Here is a 20324-nt window from a genome sequence, read left to right on the forward strand (position 1 = left end):
CTTGTAGGACTTAGTGCACCAGCATGCCGGTGAGCCAGTAGGCCTGGATGTAGGTGATCAAGCCGACGATCGTTGCAAAGAACAGGCTGTGCTTGAGGGTGAAGCGGAACAGATCCGATTCCTTGCCCACCAGGCCGGTCGCGGCGCAGGCCACGGCGATCGATTGTGGCGAGATCATCTTGCCGGTCACGCCGCCGCTGGTGTTCGCGGCTACCAACAGCACATCGCTGACACCGATCTGGTGCGCGGTGGTCGCTTGCAACGAACTGAACAGTGCGTTGGACGAGGTATCGGAACCGGTCAGGAATACCCCCAGCCAGCCAAGGAACGGTGAGAAGAACGGGAAGGCGGCGCCGGTGCCGGCCAATACCAGGGCCATGGTCGAGGACATGCCCGAGTAGTTGGTGACGAAGGCAAAAGCCAACACCATGCCGATGGACAGAATCGGCCAGCGCAGCTCGTAGAAGGTCTCCCGTAAAGTGGGCAGACCAGTTTTGATATTGATCTTCAGCACCAGCATCGAGATCAGCGCGGAGAAGAAAATCGCCGTGCCGGTCGCGGAAATCGGGTCGAGTTTAAACACCGCTGGAATGGCGGTTGGAGCGGTCACGATCGGTGCGACCTTGATCACCATTTGATCCAGGTGCGGGATGGCGAAGTTGAACCCCCAGCTGTACATCGAACCGCCCGCGGCGAACATCGCCTTGAACGGTTTCAGGGTCCAGATGGTGACCAGCACGGTGAGGATCAGGAACGGCGACCAGGCCTTGAAAATCTCACCGAGGCTGAAAGGCGAAGCCACGGTGGTGCGCGGCTGGCCGAAACCGCCGGCGCTGGCGGTCACCACGGACGCCGAGACGGCGCCGGCGATGTGCTGGCCGGCGGCGCGTTTCGGCTGCCAGACTTTCAGGAACAGCGTCAGGGAAATCAGGCTGGCCAGGGCCGACGTGATGTCCGGCAGTTCCGGGCCAATGAAGTTCGAGGTGAAGTATTGCGTGACGGCAAAGCTCAAGCCGGCTACCAGTGCGGCAGGCCAGGTTTCACGTACGCCGCGCAGGCCGTCCATCATGAATACCAGCCAGAACGGCACGAACAGCGACAGCAGCGGCAGTTGGCGACCGGTCATGGCGCCGATTTTGAACGCGTCAATACCGGTCACTTGGCCAGCGACGATGATCGGAATCCCCAAGGCACCGAACGCTACCGGCGCGGTATTGGCGATCAGGCACAGACCGGCGGCGTACAGCGGGTTGAAGCCCAGTCCTACCAGCAATGCGGCGGTAATCGCTACCGGCGCACCGAAACCGGCGGCACCTTCCAGGAACGCACCGAAGCAGAAGCCGATCAGCAGAACCTGCAAACGCTGATCATCGGTGATCGACAGCACAGAGCTGCGGATCACTTCGAACTGGCCACTCTTGACCGTCAGTTTGTAGAGGAACACCGCCGCGACGATGATCCAGGCAATCGGCCACAGCCCGTAGGCGAAACCATACCCGGCGGCGGCGAACGCCATGTCGACCGGCATCTGGAACGCGAAGATTGCCACGGCAATGGACAAGGCCAGCGTGATGCTGCCGGCCACGTGCCCTTTGAGCCGGAACACGGCCAACGCGAGGAAGAAAAACACGATGGGTATAACGGCGGCGAGCGCGGAAACGCCGAGGCTGCCGAGCGGGGTATAGAGCTGTTGCCAGGTTTGCATATGGGGTGGCCCCTAATTGTTGTTGGTCAGGCACTGGTCAGCGTTCTTGGTTAATTGGTAATACCAATTTACAATCGCTGTTGGCTAGGGTAAAAGCGTTCTAGGCGGTGTGTCAATTTGCCGCCCTAAAACTTTTGTCGAATAAGCGCTGTGGCACGCGTGTGATCCGCTCGATCAAATGCCGTCTGGTAGGTGCTGGTACAGCGCTGATAGGCCAGAATAGAGAGCCCGGCGAGTCGTCGGGATCGTGGAGAATTGAGTTATGGGGTTTGATCAAATTCGTCAGCGCCGTTTGTCTGACGATATTGTCGAGCAGCTTGAGGGGATGATCCTCGAGGGCACATTGAAGTCTGGCGAGCGCTTGCCGGCCGAACGTGCGTTGGCCGAGCAGTTCGGCGTGTCACGCCCTTCGTTGCGCGAGGCGATTCAGAAGCTGGCGGCCAAGGGTTTGCTGGTCAGCCGTCAGGGCGGCGGCAATTATGTGGTGGAGTCGCTGGGTTCGACCTTTAGCGATCCGCTGCTGCATCTGCTGGAAAGTAACCCCGAGGCTCAGCGCGATCTGCTGGAATTTCGCCACACGCTGGAAGCGTCCTGCGCTTACTACGCGGCGTTACGTGCTACTGATGTGGATCGCGAGCGATTGACCGCAGCCTTCAATGAATTGCAGGACTGCTACACGCGCCATGATGAAGTGAGTCGTGCGGAAGAGGGCGCGGCGGATGCGAAATTCCATCTGGCGATCGCCGAAGCCAGTCACAACGCCGTGTTGCTGCACACCATTCGCGGGTTGTTCGATCTGCTCAAGCGCAATGTGGTGACCAACATTGGCGGAATGTACAAACAGCGCACCGAAACCCGCGACATGCTGATCACGCAGCACCGGGAGTTGTACCTGGCGATTATCGAAGGAAGGGCAGAGCAGGCGCGGGAAGTCTCCAGTCGGCACATTTTGTATGTGCAGGAGGTGCTGGAAGAAGTGCGTCAGGAAGTGCAGCGCATGGCTCGGGCGGAGCGGCGCAAGGGGATGTAGTCAGGTGGGTTTGCGGTGAATCATTCGCTGGCAAGCCTCGCTCCTACAGGGGGCGTGTGGTTCCGTAGGAGCGAGGCTTGCCCGCGAAAGCGATCTCAAGGTGAAAGATTAATCTTCCTTGCCCTTGTTGCGCACCGCACGCTGCAGTTCGCGACCGGCGTCACGTTCGCGCTCGGTATCACGCTTGTCGTATTCCTTCTTACCCTTGCCCAGAGCGATCTCACACTTGACCATGTGCTTGCTCCAGTACCAGGACAGGCACACGCAGGCATAACCTTTTTGCTGCACGGCCGTGGCGAGCTTTTCCAGCTCGCGGCGGTTGAGCAGCAATTTACGGGTGCGGGTCGGATCAGCGATGACGTGGGTACTCGCCGTCATCAGCGGCGTAATGTGGCTGCCGAGCAGCCAGGCTTCGCCATCCTTGAGCAGTACGTAACTGTCAACCAGTTGCAGCTTGCTTGCCCGCAGACTTTTTACTTCCCAGCCGGCCAGGACCAGACCAGCCTCGAACTTATGTTCGATGAAGTAATCGTGTCGCGCCTTTTTATTCTGCGCGATGGTCCCTGTAGGGTGTTTCTTCTGTTTAGCCATAGGGGCGGCATTATAGGGAGTTGCACGCGAGTCGGCTACGGTCTCGCTACGTGCTTGAGCAGGTTGATTGAATCCCGGACAATGCGGCCTCTTTTTCGAACGGTTGGGCGTGTTAACGATGTCGACAGACAAGGTTTCTGTCCACGGCAGTTGGGCTAGCCGCTGGGTCTTCATACTCGCCGCGACCGGTTCGGCCGTGGGGCTAGGTAGTATCTGGAAATTCCCGTACATGGTCGGAATCTATGGCGGCGGCGCCTTTGTGTTGATGTTCCTGGTGTGTATCGCGCTGATCGGTGTGCCGGTGATGTTGGCTGAAACCCTGATCGGCCGTCGTGCCCGGCAGAGCCCGGCCAACGCCTTGAAGGTGCTGGCGCTGGAAGCGGGGCAATCGGGCAAATGGTCCTGGGGCGCATTCGCCGGGATGATCACGGCCTTGCTGATCCTGTCTTTCTATAGTGTGGTGGGCGGCTGGTCACTGGATTACATCATCGACATGGGCCGCGGTGACTTCCAGGGGGGGACGGCTGAACAGGTCAACACGTACTTTGGAAATGTGATCGCCGATCCATGGCGCCAGATACTTTGGCACACGATTTTTATGCTGCTGTCTGCCTTTGTTATCGCCAGGGGCGTCGTTGCCGGTCTTGAGCGCAGCTTGCGGATCATGATGCCGCTGCTGTTTGTGATGATTCTGGTGTTGCTCGGCTACAGCATGACCACCGGCCATTTCATGGAGGGCGTGCATTTCATGTTCGACTTCCAGCCGGAAAAGGTCCTCGACGGTTTGCTACCGGCCATGGGACACGCGTTTTTTTCCCTGAGCGTGGGTGTCGGTTCGATCATGATCTATGGCGCTTACATGCCAAAGCACTCGTCAATTTCCAGCACCGTTGTCGGTGTAGCGCTGCTCGATACATTTGTTTCGCTGGTGGCCGGACTGGCATTGTTTCCGATTGTGTTCGCCGCTGGCCTGGACCCGAGCGAAGGCCCTGGCCTGATGTTTGTCACCCTGCCATTTGCCTTTGGTAACGTGGCGTTCGGCCAACTGATGGGGGTAGTGTTCTTTGTATTGGTAGCGATTGCGGCCTGGAGTTCGGCAATTTCCTTGCTCGAGCCGATGGTGGCTTACCTGGTTGAGCGCACGAAAGTCAGTCGCACCTGGGTCACTTTCTGGCTGGCATTCACTTGCTGGTTCATCGGTCTGGGTACGGTGTTTTCCTTCAATATCTGGAAGGAAGCCAAATTTTTCGTGAACGAAGGCGGGGTGTTCCATCTCTATCAATGGGGCGCGGTCGGTGGCCTGCATTTCTTTGGTTTGGTGGACTTTTTCACCTCGCGGATCATGTTGCCACTCGGTGGTTTATGTTTCGTGGTGTTTGCTGGCTGGGTGATGGGTCGTGAAACGGTGCGCGACGAGTTGTCGATCCGTAGCCCGATGTTATTCGCCCTGTCCCTGTTTTTGATGCGCTATGTGGCGCCCATTGGCATTCTCATAGTGTTTGCCACCCAGCTGTGGAAGTGACGCTGACATGACGACACACATTCAACGTTCTGCCTTGCTGCCGTATCCGGCACAAGCGCTGTATGACTTGGTCAATGACGTGGCGCGATACCCGGAGTTTCTTCCGTGGTGCTCTTCGGCCGAAGTCCTGGAAAGTTCTCCCGATCACATGCGCGCCAGCGTTGGTGTGGCGAAGGGCGGGCTTAGTCAGCATTTCGTGACGCGCAACACCCTGGTTCCCGGGCAATCGATAGAGATGAATCTCGAGGAGGGTCCGTTCACTCAATTGCATGGCATCTGGGTGTTCAAGGCGTTGACTGATAAAGCCTGCAAGATCAGCCTGGACCTGTCGTTCGATTACGCCGGGCCGATTGTTCGCGCGACCTTGGGGCCGTTGTTCAATCAGGCGGCCAATACGCTGGTAGATGCATTCTGCCAGCGCGCCAAGCAAATACATGGTTGAGGCAGTGGTTGAGGTTGAGGTGGTGTATGCCGCCATTGACCGTCAAGAACTCCTGTCCGTGACGGTGCCGGAAGGGGCAACCGTGCGGGACGCGTTGCTGAAATCCGGTATCGGTCAGGCATTTCCGGAGCTGGATCTGACCAGTTGCCCGGTCGGGATCTTCGGCAAGGTCATCATTGATCCGGACAGTCATCGGGTTCAGGCAGGGGATCGCATCGAGATTTACCGGTCGTTGCTGGCTGATCCGAAGGAAGTTCGCCGGCTACGCGCTGCCAAGGCGGCTGAGGCCAAAGCGCGGAATCAGTGAGTAGCTGAAACACCAGGCAATAAAAAACCCGGACATGCCGGGTTTTTTAATGCGCCGCAAATTATTGCGGCGAGGTTCCCAGTGGTTCTGGAGTCGGGACCGGGACGGTTTCTACGCCGTCTACGTCCTTCTGGATCTGGTCCAGCAACGAGCCTGGCTTTACCGGTTTTTCCGGTTTCGGCTTCTCGGCGTTTTCTGCCGGTGCGGTGACGTTGGTGCCGCTATCCTTGCCGAGAATGGCTTCATCACGGCTCACGCCTGGCATGAAATCACCAGAGAGGCTGACAAGCTGGTCATTTGGGTTGAAGATAACGCTAATGCGTTCCTGTTGGCGTTCACCGCCACCGGGTTGCAGGCTATACAGATAATCCCAGCGATCGGCATGGAACGTGTCAGTCAGCAGAGGGTTGCCCATGATAAACCTTACTTGCTTACGGGTCATTCCCGGGCGTAACTGGTCTATCATGTCCTGCGTGACGACATTGCCCTGCTGGATGTCGATTTTGTAAACCCCGGGGAATGAACAACCGGCGAGTGCGAGCAGTCCCACAAAGGTGAAACTGGTTAGCAAGAGCTTGGTGTTTTGCATCGGTGGGCGACTTCCACTATCTTGGCTGGGACAACGTAAACGCCGATCATACCCGCATTAAGAGAAGCTGCGAAGCAGCATCGCGAGAAAGCTGACCATGGTTGAAAATAGCGAACTACGCAAAGCCGGCCTCAAAGTGACCCTTCCACGGGTCAAAATTCTGCAAATGCTCGATTCCGCCGAGCAACGCCACATGAGTGCCGAGGACGTCTACAAGGCGCTGATGGAGGCTGGTGAGGACGTCGGTCTGGCCACGGTTTACCGTGTTCTGACCCAGTTCGAGGCAGCTGGCCTTGTGGTGCGGCACAACTTCGACGGAGGCCATGCGGTCTTCGAGCTGGACGACGGCAAGCATCACGACCATATGGTCAACGTCGAAACCAGTGAAGTGATCGAATTCTTCGACGAAGAAATCGAGCGCCTGCAGAAAGCCATCGTCGACAAGTACGGCTTCGAGATGGTTGATCACAATCTTGTTCTGTACGTGCGCAAGAAAAAGTAAGCATGTCGCGCGAACCTGATGTTCGCGAAACGAGCGAAGGCGACCCCAGGGTCGCCTTCGTGCTTTCTGCCGGCCTTAAATTTTTGCAGTAACGACCATCTTCTTCGCGTGAGCCAGGGATTCCTTGGTTAGGTCGATGCCTCCCAGCATCCGCGCCACTTCTTCGACACGATCGTTCTTGCTCAGCTTGGAGACGGCAGTGTGAGTCGCCTCTTCGCCACGCACCTTGTGCACAAATAGATGTTGGTGCCCCTGCGCTGCCACTTGCGGCAAGTGGGTCACGGTCAGCACCTGCCCACGCTCCCCAAGTCGGCGCAGCAACTGGCCGACGATCTCGGCGGTCGGGCCGCCGATACCCACGTCCACTTCGTCGAACACTAGCGTCGGTACGCGAGAGGTCTGCGCGGTGATCACCTGAATGGCCAGGCTGATCCGCGACAGCTCGCCACCCGAGGCTACTTTGGCCAAGGCTTTTAATGGCTGGCCGGGGTTGGCGCTCACCAACAGTTCTACTTGTTCGAGCCCGTTGGGCAGTAGTTCATCGCTGCTGTTGGGGCGCAGTTCGATGGTGAAACGACCGCCGGGCATGCCCAGTCGCTGGATTTCCTGCTCCACGGCACTGGCCAGACTGCTCGAAGCTTGATGGCGCAAGTCGCTTAGCTCGCGAGCCTTCTCTTGATAATGGCGGGCATAAGAAGCGAGTTCATCGCTCAGTCGCTCGATGGATTCATCGTTGGCATTCAGGGTTTCGATTTCATCCAGCAAGCGCTGCTGCATCTCGGCGACTTCAGTTGGCTGGATCCGGTGTTTACGCGCCATGGTGTAGATCGCATCGAGGCGTTCTTCCAGGTACTGAAGGCGCGCTGGATCGGCATCGAAGTTATCAAGGAAGCGGTTCAATTCGCCCACGGCTTCTTCGACCTGGATCTGTGCACTGGTCAGCAGGCTGCTGGCTTCGCCCAGTGCGCCGATCGAGTTGTTGACGCTCGACAGGCGGTTAAGGCTGGCCGTGAGGGCGTTCAAGACATTGCCGGAATCACTTTCGCTGCACTGTTCGACGACTTGCCGGCAAATGCCCAGCAGGGTTTCGGCGTTGGTCAGGTTCTTGTGTTCCTGTTCGAGCTGCTCCAGCTCGTTTTCGCCGAGGCCGAGGTTTTCCAGCTCTTCGAGTTGATAGCTGAGCAATTGGTGGCGAGCGCGCTGCTCGTCGCCGGAGTTGGAAAGGCGCTCGAGTTCCTGGCGGGTCTGGCGCCAGCGTTGGGCGGCCAGATGTACCTGGCGGGCAAGGTCGGTGGCGCCGGCGTACTCGTCGAGCAAGCGGCGGTGGGTGTCGGTCTTGAGCAGGGATTGGTGTTCATGCTGGCTGTGGATATCGATCAGCAACTCGCCCAGTGCCTTGAGATCGCCGAGCGGGCAGGGCGTGCCGTTGATATAGCCGCGCGAACGCCCTTCGGCGGTGATCACCCGGCGCAGGATGCACGGGCCGTCGCTTTCGAGATCGCGCTCGGCCAGCCAGGCGCTGGCTTCCGGGATATCGACCAGGTCGAAGGTTGCCAGGATATCGGCCTTGTCTGCGCCGGGGCGGACCACGCCGCTGTCGGCGCGATCACCCAGGGTCAGTCCCAGGGCGTCGAGCATGATCGACTTGCCGGCGCCGGTTTCCCCAGTGATCACGCTCATCCCGCGATCGAGTTCGAGATCGAGATGTTCAACGATGGCGTAGTTATGTACGGACAGGTGCACCAGCATAAAGGCCGCTCCCAGGCTTTAGGTCTGGTTATTTATACAGTGTTTTGTTTCTGGCTGACAATGCCCTCGCTTAGCTCGATTTGCTTGATCCGACGAAAGCCTTAGTGCGGCATGGAATGACAATGCAGCGTTTTTTGTAGGGTTAATCACAACAAACCCCTTGAAGCTCGATTTTGCGGCCCCATATAGCTGGGCAGAAGCGCGAGTTGAGCTCGCGGACGATATTGAAAGGAGAAATCTATGGCTGACGAACAGACAGTGGATACGCAAAATCTAGACGCCGAGGCTTCGGGTGAAGACCTGGCGGCACGTGTACAAGTGCTCGAAGAGCAACTGGCAGGCGCACAGGATCAGGCTTTGCGTGTTGCCGCCGATCTGCAGAACGTCCGCCGTCGCGCCGAGCAGGATGTCGAAAAGGCTCACAAGTTCGCGCTGGAAAAATTCGCCGGCGACCTGTTGCCAATCATCGACAGCCTGGAGCGTGGCCTGGAGTTGTCCAACCCGGATGACGAAAGCATCCGCCCTATGCGCGAAGGCATCGAGCTGACCCTGAAAATGTTCCAGGACACCCTGAAGCGTTATCAGCTGGAAGCAATCGATCCACACGGCGAACCGTTCAATGCCGTGCATCACCAGGCGATGGCCATGCAGGAAAGCGCCGACGTCGAGCCGAACAGCGTGTTGAAGGTGTTCCAGAAGGGCTATCAGCTCAATGGTCGCCTGCTGCGCCCGGCCATGGTCGTGGTCAGCAAGGCCCCTGCGCCAGTTTCGCCTTCGATTGACGAGCAGGCTTGAAATTGGCCGCAAGGCCCCCATTTATAAGTCAAGCGTTTAAGTGCTACCGCAGTTAGCCACCACTGCTGCGGCAACCAAATCCAAAGTTTCGGGAGAGTGAACATGGGCAAAATTATCGGTATCGACCTGGGGACTACCAACTCCTGCGTCTCCGTGCTTGAAAACGGCGTAGCCAAAGTTATTGAAAACGCCGAAGGCGCGCGTACCACGCCGTCGATCATCGCTTACGCCAACGATGGCGAAATTCTCGTGGGCCAGTCGGCCAAGCGTCAGGCTGTGACCAATCCGCACAACACCCTGTATGCGGTGAAGCGTCTGATCGGTCGTAAGTTCGACGAAGAAGTCGTACAGAAAGACATCAAGATGGTCCCTTACAAAATCGCCAAGGCTGACAACGGTGATGCGTGGGTAGAAGTGAACGGCCAGAAAATGTCGCCGCCACAAATCTCGGCTGAAATTCTGAAGAAAATGAAGAAGACCGCCGAAGACTACCTCGGTGAGCCAGTGACCGAAGCGGTGATCACCGTTCCGGCCTACTTCAACGACAGCCAGCGTCAAGCCACCAAAGACGCCGGCCGCATCGCGGGCCTGGACGTAAAACGTATCATCAACGAACCAACCGCAGCCGCTCTGGCTTACGGTATGGACAAGGCGAAAGGCGATCACACCGTGATCGTTTACGACTTGGGCGGCGGTACTTTTGACGTTTCGGTTATCGAAATCGCCGAAGTCGATGGCGAGCACCAGTTCGAAGTGTTGGCCACCAACGGTGACACGTTCCTGGGCGGTGAAGATTTTGACATTCGTCTGATCGACTACCTCGTTGACGAGTTCAAGAAAGAAAGCGGCATGAACCTCAAGGGTGATCCGCTGGCCATGCAGCGCCTGAAAGAAGCCGCTGAAAAAGCCAAGATCGAACTGTCTTCGAGCCTGCAGACCGACGTGAACCTGCCGTACATCACTGCAGACGCCACCGGTCCTAAGCACTTGAACGTGAAAATCTCCCGCGCCAAGCTTGAAGCGCTGGTTGAAGACCTGGTTCAACGCACCATCGAACCTTGCCGCATCGCTCTGAAAGACTCCGGTATCGACGTTGGCGCGATCAACGACGTGATCCTGGTAGGCGGTCAGACCCGTATGCCACTGGTTCAGAAGCTGGTGACCGAATTCTTCGGCAAAGAAGCACGTAAAGACGTTAACCCGGACGAAGCCGTTGCCATGGGTGCAGCTATCCAGGGCGCAGTATTGGCCGGCGACGTGAAAGACGTTCTGCTGCTGGACGTCAGCCCGCTGACCCTGGGCATCGAAACCATGGGTGGCGTGATGACCGCGCTGATCGAGAAAAACACCACGATTCCTACCAAGAAATCGCAAGTGTTCTCGACGGCCGACGACAACCAGGGCGCAGTGACCATTCACGTGCTGCAAGGTGAGCGTAAGCAAGCCGCACAGAACAAGTCCCTGGGCAAGTTCGACCTGGCCGAGATTCCACCAGCACCACGTGGCGTGCCACAAATCGAAGTGACCTTCGACATCGACGCCAACGGCATCCTGCACGTAGGCGCCAAAGACAAGGCCACCGGCAAGACTCAGTCGATCGTGATCAAGGCCAACTCCGGTCTGTCCGAGGAAGAGATTCAGCAGATGATTCGCGATGCTGAAGCCAACGTCGACGCAGATCGCCAGTTCGAAGAGCTGGCAACCGCTCGCAACCAGGGCGACGCGCTGGTTCACTCGACTCGCAAAATGGTCGCAGACGCTGGCGATAAAGTGACTGCTGAAGAGAAGACTGCAATCGAAGCCGCTGTTGTTGCTCTGGAAGCCGCTGTTAAAGGCGACGACAAAGCTGCAATCGAAGCCAAGGTTGAAGAGCTGTCGAAAGTCTCCGCTCCAGTGGCGCAGAAGATGTACGCCGAACAGGCTCAGCCTGCTGAAGGCGCGGCACCGCACGACGAAAAAGCTGAAAAAGCCGACGACGTCGTTGATGCCGAGTTCGAAGAAGTCAAAGACCACAAGTAAGTTGTTGGTCGCCCGGTTGACTGCCTTCAGGCGGTGGCTGGTAGGATGTCGCCGCGCGGGAGCTTGCTCCCGCGTTGGCGTGTCTGGAGTTAGCGAATTTTTACAGCATGCGACAGCGTTCGGATGTTGATGGTATGGCCGGAAATGCTCCTGCTTTTCGAGCCGACAGTACCGCATCGAATCAAAGACCAGGATCGTTGAATTGACGTGAGTTGGGTCCGGGCCTGTATTGGGGCTCAACGAGTTTGGCAAGGCTCAGGAGAGGTTTGCCGGACGTCCTTAAGAGTGCAAAGACTTATGGCAAAGCGTGACTATTACGAGGTGTTGGGTGTTGAGCGTGGCTCAAGCGAAGCAGACCTGAAAAAGGCCTACCGTCGCCTGGCAATGAAGCACCACCCGGACCGTAATCCCGATGACAAAGCGTCGGAAGACATGTTCAAAGAGGCCAACGAGGCCTACGAAGTGCTGTCCGATTCGAGCAAGCGCGCGGCGTACGACCAGTACGGTCATGCCGGCGTTGACCCGAGCATGGGTGGCGGCGGTGCCGGTTTTGGCGGCCAGAACTTCTCCGACATCTTTGGCGATGTCTTCAGTGATTTCTTCGGTGGTGGTCGCGGCGGTTCCCGTGGCGGCGCTCAGCGCGGCAGCGACCTGCGTTACACCCTGGAGCTGAACCTGGAAGAGGCGGTGCGCGGCACGACCGTGAATATCCGCGTTCCGACACTGGTCAACTGCAAGCCGTGCGACGGCTCGGGTGCCAAGAAAGGCTCCTCGCCGGTTACCTGCCCGACGTGCGGCGGTATCGGTCAGGTGCGCATGCAGCAAGGCTTCTTCTCGGTGCAGCAGACCTGCCCGCGCTGCCATGGCCAGGGCAAGATCATTTCCGATCCGTGCAACTCCTGCAACGGCGAAGGCCGTGTCGAAGAGTACAAGACCCTGTCGGTGAAAGTGCCGGCCGGTGTTGATACCGGTGACCGCATTCGTCTGTCCGGCGAAGGCGAGGCGGGTGCTCAGGGCGGTCCGACGGGCGACCTGTACGTGGTGATCAATGTGCGCGAGCACGCGATCTTCCAGCGTGACGGCAAGCATCTGTTCTGCGAAGTGCCGATCAGCTTCGTCGATGCGGCATTGGGCGGCGAGCTGGAGATTCCGACCCTTGATGGTCGAGTCAAATTGAAGATCCCTGAGGGGACTCAGACCGGCAAGCAGTTCCGTGTTCGCGGTAAGGGTGTTGCACCGGTGCGTGGCGGCGGTGCTGGCGACCTGATGTGTCGCGTGGCGGTTGAAACCCCGGTCAACCTGGGTCGTCGTCAGCGCGAATTGCTGGAAGAATTCCGTAGCTCGCTGGCAGACGACAACAGCCATTCGCCGAAAACCACGGGTTGGTTCGAAGGCGTGAAGCGTTTCTTCGGCGACTTGTAAGGAGTGAGCATGCGACGTATAGCTGTGATGGGCGCTGCTGGACGCATGGGCAAAATCCTGGTCGAGGCCGTGCAGCAGCGCGCACCGTTGACCGGCCTGACGGCGGCGATTGTGCGCCCTGGCAGCACGCTGATTGGTGTGGATGCCGGTGAGCTGGCCTCGCTCGGACGTATCGGCGTGCCGTTGTCCGGTCATGTCGAAGCGGTGGCTGATGAGTTCGACGTGCTGATCGACTTTACGCTGCCGGAAGTCATGCTGAAAAACCTGGCGTTCTGTCGCAAGGCGGGCAAGGCCATGGTAATTGGCACGACCGGGTTGGACGCTGTGCAAAAACAGTTGCTGGCCGAGGCGGGCAAGGACATTGCGATTGTGTTCGCGGCCAATTTCAGTGTGGGTGTGAACCTGTCGCTGAAGCTGCTCGACATGGCGGCTCGTGTGTTGGGCGATGAAGCGGACATCGAAATCATCGAGGCTCACCACCGGCACAAGATTGATGCGCCTTCGGGCACGGCGTTGCGCATGGGTGAAGTGATCGCCAGTGCGCTGGATCGCGATCTGCAGAAAGTTGCGGTCTACGGACGTGAAGGCCACACCGGTGCGCGTGAGCGTGAAACGATCGGTTTTGCCACTGTGCGCGGCGGTGATGTGGTCGGCGATCATACGGTGCTGTTCGCCTGTGAAGGTGAGCGCCTCGAAATCACGCACAAGGCTTCCAGTCGCATGACCTTCGCCAAGGGCGCGGTACGTGCCGCGTTGTGGCTGGAGGGTCGTGAGGCAGGCCTTTACGACATGCAAGACGTGCTCGATCTGCGTTAAGATGCGCCCGAAATCGGGTTCGAACACAGCGTTTGAGCCCGGTTTCACTCCGCCAAGCGACGTCCTGTCGCATTCCCCGGCCTTTAAGGCTCATTGGCGGTAGACCAAAAATGCCTTTTTCTGTAAGCTACAGCTTTAGTGTGTCCACTAAAAGCGCGCAGAATTATTCGGTGAAGAAGCGGGGTGACGTGTCCATACGTCACTCCGCTTTTTTACAACCTGCGATCGCCCTTTCAGGCTTTATTTACGGGAGGTCTTCTTGACTAAGCCAGCCATACTCGCCCTTGCTGATGGCAGCATTTTTCGCGGCGAAGCCATTGGAGCCGACGGTCAAACCGTTGGAGAGGTGGTGTTCAACACCGCCATGACCGGCTATCAGGAAATCCTTACCGATCCTTCCTACGCCCAACAGATCGTTACCCTGACTTACCCGCACATCGGCAACACCGGTACTACACCGGAAGACGCCGAGTCCGACCGCGTATGGTCCGCTGGCCTGGTCATCCGTGACCTGCCACTGGTTGCGAGCAACTGGCGTAACACGATGTCCCTGTCCGACTACCTGAAAGCCAACAATGTGGTGGCAATCGCCGGTATCGACACCCGTCGCCTGACACGCATCCTGCGTGAAAAAGGCGCACAGAACGGCTGCATCATGGCCGGTGACAATATTTCCGAAGAAGCCGCCATCGCCGCTGCACAGGGTTTCCCTGGCCTCAAAGGCATGGACCTGGCGAAAGTCGTCAGCACCAAAGAGAAGTACGAGTGGCGCTCGACTGTCTGGGAGTTGAAAACCGACAGCCACGCGACCATCGACGCCTCCGAGCTGCCGTACCACGTGGTGGCCTACGACTACGGCGTCAAGCTGAACATCCTGCGCATGCTGGTTGCGCGCGGTTGCCGCGTGACCGTGGTGCCGGCTCAAACCCCTGCTGCTGACGTTCTGGCGATGAAACCGGACGGCGTGTTCCTGTCCAACGGCCCTGGTGACCCGGAGCCTTGCGACTACGCGATCCAGGCGATCAAGGACGTGCTGGAAACCGAGATTCCGGTCTTCGGTATCTGCCTCGGTCACCAACTGCTGGCCCTGGCCTCCGGCGCCAAGACCCTGAAAATGGGTCACGGCCACCACGGTGCCAACCACCCGGTCCAGGATCTGGACACCGGTGTGGTGATGATCACCAGCCAGAACCACGGTTTTGCGGTAGACGAAACGACCCTGCCAGCCAACGTCCGTGCGATCCACAAATCGCTGTTCGACGGCACCCTGCAAGGCATCGAGCGTACCGACAAGAGCGCCTTCAGCTTCCAGGGTCACCCTGAAGCCAGCCCTGGCCCGAACGACGTAGCGCCATTGTTCGATCGCTTCATCAACGAAATGGCCAAGCGACGCTAATCGCTCGCCTTGATGTTGCAAAGCTTGAGGGTGGTCCCGACAACCGGCGGCCCCCTCAAGGCTTCACAGATTGAACAAGACGGCTTGCCGACTGACCTGCGGATTTGAGTGACAAACCCATGCCAAAACGTACAGACATAAAAAGCATCCTGATTCTCGGCGCTGGCCCGATCGTGATCGGCCAGGCCTGCGAATTCGACTACTCCGGCGCCCAGGCCTGTAAAGCCCTGCGCGAAGAGGGTTACCGCGTCATCCTGGTGAACTCCAACCCAGCGACCATCATGACCGACCCGGACATGGCCGACGCGACCTACATCGAGCCGATCAAGTGGCAGACCGTTGCCAAGATCATCGAGAAAGAGCGTCCGGACGCGCTGCTGCCGACCATGGGCGGTCAGACCGCTCTGAACTGCGCACTGGACCTGGAGCGCGAAGGCGTTCTGGAGAAGTTCGGCGTAGAGATGATCGGCGCCAACGCTGACACTATTGACAAGGCTGAAGACCGTTCGCGCTTCGACAAGGCGATGAAATCCATCGGCCTCGACTGCCCGCGTTCGGGTATCGCCCACAGCATGGAAGAGGCCAACCTGGTCCTCGAGAAGCTCGGCTTCCCGTGCATCATCCGTCCGTCCTTTACCATGGGCGGCACCGGTGGCGGTATCGCTTACAACCGCGAAGAGTTCGAAGAAATCTGCGCCCGCGGTCTCGACCTTTCGCCGACCAAAGAGCTGCTGATCGACGAATCCCTGATCGGCTGGAAAGAATACGAGATGGAGGTTGTCCGCGATAAGAAGGACAACTGCATCATCGTTTGCTCGATCGAAAACTTTGACCCGATGGGCGTGCACACCGGTGACTCGATCACCGTGGCTCCGGCACAAACCCTGACGGACAAGGAATACCAGATCATGCGTAACGCCTCCCTGGCGGTACTGCGTGAGATCGGCGTTGAAACCGGCGGCTCCAACGTTCAGTTCGGCATCTGCCCGGACACCGGCCGTATGGTCGTGATCGAGATGAACCCGCGTGTGTCCCGCTCTTCGGCACTGGCCTCCAAAGCCACTGGATTCCCGATCGCGCGTATCGCTGCCAAGCTGGCGATCGGCTACACCCTGGACGAGTTGCAGAACGAAATCACCGGCGGCGCGACGCCTGCGTCCTTCGAGCCGTCGATCGACTACGTCGTCACCAAGCTGCCACGCTTCGCCTTCGAAAAATTCCCGAAAGCCGACGCACGCCTGACCACTCAAATGAAGTCGGTCGGTGAAGTCATGGCCATCGGCCGGACCTTCCAGGAATCCCTGCAGAAAGCCCTGCGCGGTCTGGAAGTAGGCGTTTGCGGTCTGGACGAGAAGCTCGACCTGAGCAACCCGGAAAGCATGAGCGTGCTCAAGCGCGAGCTGACCGTTCCGGGCGCCGAGCGTATCTGGTACGTGGCTGACGCCTTCCGCGCCGGCCTGTCGGTCGAAGACATCTTCGGCATGAACATGATCGACCCGTGGTTCCTGGTACAGATCGAAGACCTGATCAAGGAAGAAGAGAAGGTCAAGACCCTGGGTCTGGCCAGCATCGACCGCGACTTGATGTTCCGCCTCAAGCGCAAAGGTTTCTCCGACATGCGTCTGGCCAAGCTGCTGGGCGTCACCGAGAAGGCGTTGCGTCGCCACCGTCACAAGCTTGAGATTTTCCCGGTCTACAAGCGCGTTGACACCTGCGCGGCCGAGTTCGCCACCGACACCGCCTACATGTACTCGACTTACGAGGAAGAGTGCGAAGCCGCGCCATCGGGCCGCGACAAGATCATGATCCTGGGCGGCGGTCCAAACCGTATCGGCCAAGGCATCGAGTTCGACTACTGCTGCGTACACGCGGCACTGGCGCTGCGCGAAGACGGTTACGAGACCATCATGGTCAACTGCAACCCGGAAACCGTCTCCACTGACTACGACACCTCCGATCGCCTGTACTTCGAGCCAGTGACCCTGGAAGACGTGCTGGAAATCTGCCGCGTCGAGAAACCCAAAGGCGTGATCGTCCAGTACGGCGGCCAAACCCCGCTGAAACTGGCGCGTGCACTGGAAGAAGCTGGCGTGCCGATCATCGGCACCAGCCCTGATGCTATCGACCGCGCTGAAGACCGTGAGCGCTTCCAGCAGATGGTTGAGCGTCTGAACCTGCGTCAGCCGCCAAACGCCACCGTGCGCAGCGAAGACGAAGCGATTCGTGCCGCCGCCAAGATCGGTTACCCGCTGGTGGTGCGTCCGTCCTACGTGCTGGGCGGTCGTGCGATGGAAATCGTCTACGAAGAAGAAGAGCTCAAGCGCTACCTGCGTGACGCGGTGAAAGTGTCCAACGACAGCCCGGTGCTGCTTGACCACTTCCTCAACTGCGCCATCGAAATGGACGTGGATGCGGTTTGCGACGGCACCGACGTGGTGATCGGCGCAATCATGCAGCACATCGAGCAGGCCGGCGTTCACTCCGGTGACTCCGCGTGCTCCCTGCCGCCGTACTCGCTGCCTGCGCACATTCAGGACGAGATGCGCGAACAGGTCAAGAAAATGGCCCTGGAGCTGGGCGTAGTCGGCTTGATGAACGTTCAGTTGGCGCTGCAAGGCGAAGACATCTACGTCATCGAAGTCAACCCGCGCGCTTCCCGTACCGTACCGTTCGTGTCCAAGTGCATCGGTGTTTCCCTGGCAATGATCGCCGCTCGTGTGATGGCCGGTAAAACCCTGAAGGAAATCGGCTTCACCAAGGAAATCATTCCGAACTTCTACAGCGTGAAAGAGGCGGTGTTCCCATTCGCCAAATTCCCTGGTGTGGACCCGATCCTGGGCCCAGAGATGAAGTCCACCGGTGAAGTGATGGGCGTGGGCGACACCTTTGGCGAAGCGTTTGCCAAGGCTCAAATGGGCGCCAGCGAAGTGCTGCCGACCGGCGGTACTGCGTTCATCAGCGTGCGTGACGACGACAAGCCACTGGTTGCAGGCGTGGCCCGTGATCTGATCAACTTGGGTTTCGAAGTGGTCGCCACTGCCGGTACTGCCAAGCTGATCGAGGCCGCAGGCCTGAAGGTGCGTCGTGTGAACAAGGTGACCGAAGGTCGTCCGCACGTGGTCGACATGATCAAGAATGACGAAGTCACCCTGATCATCAACACCACCGAAGGCCGTCAGTCGATCGCTGACTCCTATTCCATTCGTCGTAATGCCTTGCAGCACAAGATTTACTGCACCACCACTATTGCTGCTGGCGAAGCTATCTGCGAAGCGCTGAAGTTCGGTCCCGAGAAGACCGTACGCCGCTTGCAGGATCTACACGCAGGATTGAAGGCATGAGCATAACCAAGTACCCAATGACCGTTCAGGGCGCCAAAGCCCTGGAAGAAGAACACGCTCACCTGACCAAGGTCGTCCGTCCGAAGCTTAGCCAGGACATCGGTACGGCCCGCGAGTTGGGTGACTTGAAGGAAAACGCCGAATACCACGCTGCTCGCGAGCAGCAGGGTATGGTCGAGGCGCGGATCCGCGACATCGAAGGCCGTATGCAGAATGCGGTGATCATCGATGTCACGACCATTCCTCACACTGGCAAAGTGATTTTCGGCACGACCGTTGAAATCGCCAACGTCGAGACTGATGAAAGCGTCACTTACCACATCGTGGGTGAGGATGAGGCTGACTTCAAACTTGGCAAGATTTCGGTCGGTTCGCCATTGGCTCGCGCCTTGATTGCCAAGGAAGAGGGTGATGTGGTTGCCGTGAAAACGCCTGGTGGCGTTATCGAGTACGAGATTGTCGAAGTTCGCCACATCTAAACGCCGGCGCCCGCTACGTGCGGGCGCCATGTTTTGGCAGCTGGCTCAGATGTTGTGGGTGGGCGGCTTGTGGCTGTTACACATCGGTCTGCTGCCGGTGTTGGGCCAAATTGGCCTGGCACCGCTGCTGATCGACGAAATTGCAGGCATGCTGAATGCGCTGATGGTGGGATTTGCCGCAGCGTGTGTGATTTTTCAGGCTTTGGTGCTGGTTCAGGCCGAGGGCCTTGCCAGTCTATGGCGCGATATTCGTGGGCAACTGCTGATGATGGCGCTGTACGCGTGTGGGATGTTTTTCGCTGTGCGCTTCGGCTGGCCGGATGCAGTGCGTTGGCAGGTGTTCAGCTATCTGGTGCTGGGTTTTTCCGGGCTGGTGCTGGTGTTGCAGCCGGTGCCAGGATGGAGCGGCAGGGTGCGCGAAGCACACCCTTGACCCTTGTCATCACTTGAAGCGATGGACGTTCGACAGTTGCTTGTTGACGCTGAAGTTCTTGCGGTAAATCAGTGCCATCTTGCCGATGACTTGAACCAGATCCGCTTTGCCGACCTTGCAGAGTTCTGCAACGGACGCCAGGCGCGATTCGCGATCGAGGATGTTGAGCTTGATTTTAATCAGCTCGTGATCCGCCAAAGCGCGTTCGAGTTCGGCTAACACACCTTCAGTCAAACCGTTGTCAGCCACAATCAAAACCGGTTTCAGATGGTGGCCAATGGATTTGTACTGTTTCTTCTGCTCTTGAGTGAGCGGCATAATCTGACCCCTGCGTCTGATCTTGTAAAAAGCGGCGGCCAGTTTACCCGAGCGAGTCCGGGACCGCCCAGTTAATCACGACCCGTTTTATTTTCGAGGTGGCCCGTGGCCCGTTCCAAGACAAGCCTTAAATGGCTGCAAAGACATGTCAATGATCCCTATGTGAAGCAGGCGCAGAAGGATGGTTACCGATCGCGTGCGAGTTATAAGCTTCTGGAGGTCCAGGAGAAATACAAGCTGATCCGTCCGGGTATGAGCGTTGTCGACCTGGGTGCGGCGCCCGGCGGCTGGTCGCAGGTCACTAGTCGGCTGATCGGTGGTCAGGGGCGTCTGATCGCCTCGGACATCCTGGAAATGGACAGCATTCCGGATGTGAATTTCATCCAGGGTGACTTCACCCAGGACGAAGTGCTCGCTCAGATCCTTGAAGCCGTGGGTAATTCGCAGGTGGACCTTGTGATTTCCGATATGGCCCCCAATATGAGTGGTACGCCTGAGGTGGACATGCCAAAAGCCATGTTTCTATGTGAGCTGGCTCTTGATCTGGCGGCCCGGATACTCAAACCGGGTGGTAATTTCGTGATCAAGGTTTTTCAGGGCGAGGGGTTTGATGCTTACGTGAAGGACGCTCGTCAGAAATTCGACAAGGTCCAGATGATCAAGCCGGACTCTTCCCGTGGCAGTTCCCGCGAGCAATACATGCTGGCTTGGGGCTATCGCGGCCGTAGTGAGTAAATCGAGGTTTTTTTGCGGGTCGATAGGTTTTTCGTATTTCGCCCCGTGAGCATTAGCGAATATCGTGTAGAAAGTGTTTCACAAAGGGTTACAGACGGCGCCTGCCAGAGCCGTAGGTAATGTAGTAAGTTAG

The 20324-nt window shown here is 58.2% G+C and carries 19 protein-coding genes; 14 read left to right on the plus strand and 5 right to left on the minus strand.

Annotated elements, in window-relative coordinates:
* Nucleotides 1-10: 10 nt before the first annotated feature.
* Nucleotides 11-1705, minus strand: a complete 1695-nt coding sequence (locus AEQ67_RS06990) for a lactate permease LctP family transporter (RefSeq protein WP_059403169.1) — start codon at nucleotides 1703-1705, stop codon at nucleotides 11-13.
* A gap of 262 nt (nucleotides 1706-1967) precedes the next feature.
* On the opposite strand from AEQ67_RS06990, the gene AEQ67_RS06995 reads away from it, so the two are divergent.
* Complete coding sequence (locus AEQ67_RS06995; protein WP_010463546.1) at nucleotides 1968-2735, plus strand: GntR family transcriptional regulator; 768 nt, start codon at nucleotides 1968-1970, stop codon at nucleotides 2733-2735.
* 108 nt (nucleotides 2736-2843) lie between these two features.
* Here the strand turns inward: AEQ67_RS06995 and smpB are convergent, their stop codons facing one another.
* The gene (gene smpB / locus AEQ67_RS07000) at nucleotides 2844-3326 is read right to left on the minus strand and encodes an SsrA-binding protein SmpB (RefSeq protein WP_008149046.1); all 483 of its coding nucleotides are present in this window, start codon (nucleotides 3324-3326) and stop codon (nucleotides 2844-2846) included.
* 118 nt (nucleotides 3327-3444) lie between these two features.
* On the opposite strand from smpB, the gene AEQ67_RS07005 reads away from it, so the two are divergent.
* From AEQ67_RS07005 to AEQ67_RS07015, 3 genes are read left to right on the plus strand one after another with little or no spacing between them, the layout of a single operon-like run.
* Nucleotides 3445-4848 carry a sodium-dependent transporter gene (locus AEQ67_RS07005; protein ID WP_059403170.1) on the plus strand — a complete coding sequence of 468 codons (1404 nt, stop codon included), beginning with the start codon at nucleotides 3445-3447 and terminating at the stop codon, nucleotides 4846-4848.
* 7 nt (nucleotides 4849-4855) lie between these two features.
* Nucleotides 4856-5290 (plus strand): type II toxin-antitoxin system RatA family toxin, encoded by a 435-nt coding sequence (locus tag AEQ67_RS07010; protein ID WP_059403171.1) that lies wholly within the window; start codon nucleotides 4856-4858, stop codon nucleotides 5288-5290.
* Nucleotides 5283-5597, plus strand: coding sequence for an RnfH family protein (locus AEQ67_RS07015; protein WP_059403172.1), 315 nt, complete (start codon nucleotides 5283-5285; stop codon nucleotides 5595-5597). Before AEQ67_RS07010 ends, AEQ67_RS07015 begins: the two co-directional genes overlap by 8 nt.
* A gap of 61 nt (nucleotides 5598-5658) precedes the next feature.
* Here AEQ67_RS07015 and AEQ67_RS07020 read toward each other — a convergent pair whose 3' ends face one another.
* Nucleotides 5659-6186 carry an outer membrane protein assembly factor BamE gene (locus tag AEQ67_RS07020; RefSeq protein ID WP_059403173.1) on the minus strand — a complete coding sequence of 176 codons (528 nt, stop codon included), beginning with the start codon at nucleotides 6184-6186 and terminating at the stop codon, nucleotides 5659-5661.
* A 97-nt stretch (nucleotides 6187-6283) separates the two neighbouring features.
* Between AEQ67_RS07020 and fur the strand changes: the two genes are divergently transcribed.
* The gene (gene fur, locus AEQ67_RS07025) at nucleotides 6284-6688 is read left to right on the plus strand and encodes a ferric iron uptake transcriptional regulator (protein ID WP_003197684.1); all 405 of its coding nucleotides are present in this window, start codon (nucleotides 6284-6286) and stop codon (nucleotides 6686-6688) included.
* Between the two features lie 75 nt (nucleotides 6689-6763).
* Here fur and recN read toward each other — a convergent pair whose 3' ends face one another.
* On the minus strand, nucleotides 6764-8437 hold the full coding sequence (recN, locus tag AEQ67_RS07030; RefSeq protein ID WP_059403174.1) for a DNA repair protein RecN: 1674 nt from the start codon (nucleotides 8435-8437) through the stop codon (nucleotides 6764-6766).
* A 240-nt stretch (nucleotides 8438-8677) separates the two neighbouring features.
* On the opposite strand from recN, the gene grpE reads away from it, so the two are divergent.
* From grpE to AEQ67_RS07070, 8 genes are all read left to right on the plus strand, one after another.
* Complete coding sequence (gene grpE, locus AEQ67_RS07035; protein WP_059403175.1) at nucleotides 8678-9232, plus strand: nucleotide exchange factor GrpE; 555 nt, start codon at nucleotides 8678-8680, stop codon at nucleotides 9230-9232.
* A 102-nt stretch (nucleotides 9233-9334) separates the two neighbouring features.
* A complete protein-coding gene (gene dnaK / locus AEQ67_RS07040; RefSeq protein WP_059403176.1) occupies nucleotides 9335-11251 on the plus strand; it encodes a molecular chaperone DnaK in 1917 nt (638 codons plus the stop codon).
* 297 nt (nucleotides 11252-11548) lie between these two features.
* Entirely contained in the window at nucleotides 11549-12673 is a 1125-nt protein-coding gene (gene dnaJ / locus AEQ67_RS07045; protein WP_059403177.1) for a molecular chaperone DnaJ, read from the plus strand.
* 9 nt (nucleotides 12674-12682) lie between these two features.
* Nucleotides 12683-13489 carry a 4-hydroxy-tetrahydrodipicolinate reductase gene (gene dapB, locus AEQ67_RS07050; protein ID WP_059403178.1) on the plus strand — a complete coding sequence of 269 codons (807 nt, stop codon included), beginning with the start codon at nucleotides 12683-12685 and terminating at the stop codon, nucleotides 13487-13489.
* Nucleotides 13490-13748: 259 nt separating this feature from the next.
* Nucleotides 13749-14885 (plus strand): glutamine-hydrolyzing carbamoyl-phosphate synthase small subunit, encoded by a 1137-nt coding sequence (carA, locus tag AEQ67_RS07055; protein WP_059403179.1) that lies wholly within the window; start codon nucleotides 13749-13751, stop codon nucleotides 14883-14885.
* Between the two features lie 119 nt (nucleotides 14886-15004).
* Complete coding sequence (gene carB / locus AEQ67_RS07060) at nucleotides 15005-18226, plus strand: carbamoyl-phosphate synthase large subunit (protein ID WP_059403180.1); 3222 nt, start codon at nucleotides 15005-15007, stop codon at nucleotides 18224-18226.
* Between the two features lie 2 nt (nucleotides 18227-18228).
* Nucleotides 18229-18705 (plus strand): transcription elongation factor GreA, encoded by a 477-nt coding sequence (gene greA / locus AEQ67_RS07065; protein ID WP_033058235.1) that lies wholly within the window; start codon nucleotides 18229-18231, stop codon nucleotides 18703-18705.
* A gap of 28 nt (nucleotides 18706-18733) precedes the next feature.
* Nucleotides 18734-19138 (plus strand): hypothetical protein, encoded by a 405-nt coding sequence (locus AEQ67_RS07070; RefSeq protein WP_059403181.1) that lies wholly within the window; start codon nucleotides 18734-18736, stop codon nucleotides 19136-19138.
* 9 nt (nucleotides 19139-19147) lie between these two features.
* Here AEQ67_RS07070 and AEQ67_RS07075 read toward each other — a convergent pair whose 3' ends face one another.
* Nucleotides 19148-19456: a YhbY family RNA-binding protein gene (locus tag AEQ67_RS07075; protein WP_059403182.1), complete on the minus strand. Its 309-nt coding sequence runs from the start codon at nucleotides 19454-19456 to the stop codon at nucleotides 19148-19150.
* A 105-nt stretch (nucleotides 19457-19561) separates the two neighbouring features.
* Between AEQ67_RS07075 and rlmE the strand changes: the two genes are divergently transcribed.
* Nucleotides 19562-20191, plus strand: coding sequence for a 23S rRNA (uridine(2552)-2'-O)-methyltransferase RlmE (rlmE, locus tag AEQ67_RS07080; protein WP_028623127.1), 630 nt, complete (start codon nucleotides 19562-19564; stop codon nucleotides 20189-20191).
* Nucleotides 20192-20324 lie beyond the last annotated feature (133 nt).

Source organism: Pseudomonas sp. RIT-PI-q (assembly GCF_001297125.1).
GTDB lineage: Bacteria > Pseudomonadota > Gammaproteobacteria > Pseudomonadales > Pseudomonadaceae > Aquipseudomonas.

Coding starts and splice junctions, on each gene's coding strand:
- AEQ67_RS06990 (WP_059403169.1), bottom strand. CDS start 1,705: ATGCAAACCTGGCAACAGCTCTATACCCCGCTCGGCAGCCTCGGCGTT.
- AEQ67_RS06995 (WP_010463546.1), top strand. CDS start 1,968: ATGGGGTTTGATCAAATTCGTCAGCGCCGTTTGTCTGACGATATTGTC.
- smpB (WP_008149046.1), bottom strand. CDS start 3,326: ATGGCTAAACAGAAGAAACACCCTACAGGGACCATCGCGCAGAATAAA.
- AEQ67_RS07005 (WP_059403170.1), top strand. CDS start 3,445: ATGTCGACAGACAAGGTTTCTGTCCACGGCAGTTGGGCTAGCCGCTGG.
- AEQ67_RS07010 (WP_059403171.1), top strand. CDS start 4,856: ATGACGACACACATTCAACGTTCTGCCTTGCTGCCGTATCCGGCACAA.
- AEQ67_RS07015 (WP_059403172.1), top strand. CDS start 5,283: ATGGTTGAGGCAGTGGTTGAGGTTGAGGTGGTGTATGCCGCCATTGAC.
- AEQ67_RS07020 (WP_059403173.1), bottom strand. CDS start 6,186: ATGCAAAACACCAAGCTCTTGCTAACCAGTTTCACCTTTGTGGGACTG.
- fur (WP_003197684.1), top strand. CDS start 6,284: ATGGTTGAAAATAGCGAACTACGCAAAGCCGGCCTCAAAGTGACCCTT.
- recN (WP_059403174.1), bottom strand. CDS start 8,437: ATGCTGGTGCACCTGTCCGTACATAACTACGCCATCGTTGAACATCTC.
- grpE (WP_059403175.1), top strand. CDS start 8,678: ATGGCTGACGAACAGACAGTGGATACGCAAAATCTAGACGCCGAGGCT.
- dnaK (WP_059403176.1), top strand. CDS start 9,335: ATGGGCAAAATTATCGGTATCGACCTGGGGACTACCAACTCCTGCGTC.
- dnaJ (WP_059403177.1), top strand. CDS start 11,549: ATGGCAAAGCGTGACTATTACGAGGTGTTGGGTGTTGAGCGTGGCTCA.
- dapB (WP_059403178.1), top strand. CDS start 12,683: ATGCGACGTATAGCTGTGATGGGCGCTGCTGGACGCATGGGCAAAATC.
- carB (WP_059403180.1), top strand. CDS start 15,005: ATGCCAAAACGTACAGACATAAAAAGCATCCTGATTCTCGGCGCTGGC.
- AEQ67_RS07070 (WP_059403181.1), top strand. CDS start 18,734: ATGTTTTGGCAGCTGGCTCAGATGTTGTGGGTGGGCGGCTTGTGGCTG.
- AEQ67_RS07075 (WP_059403182.1), bottom strand. CDS start 19,456: ATGCCGCTCACTCAAGAGCAGAAGAAACAGTACAAATCCATTGGCCAC.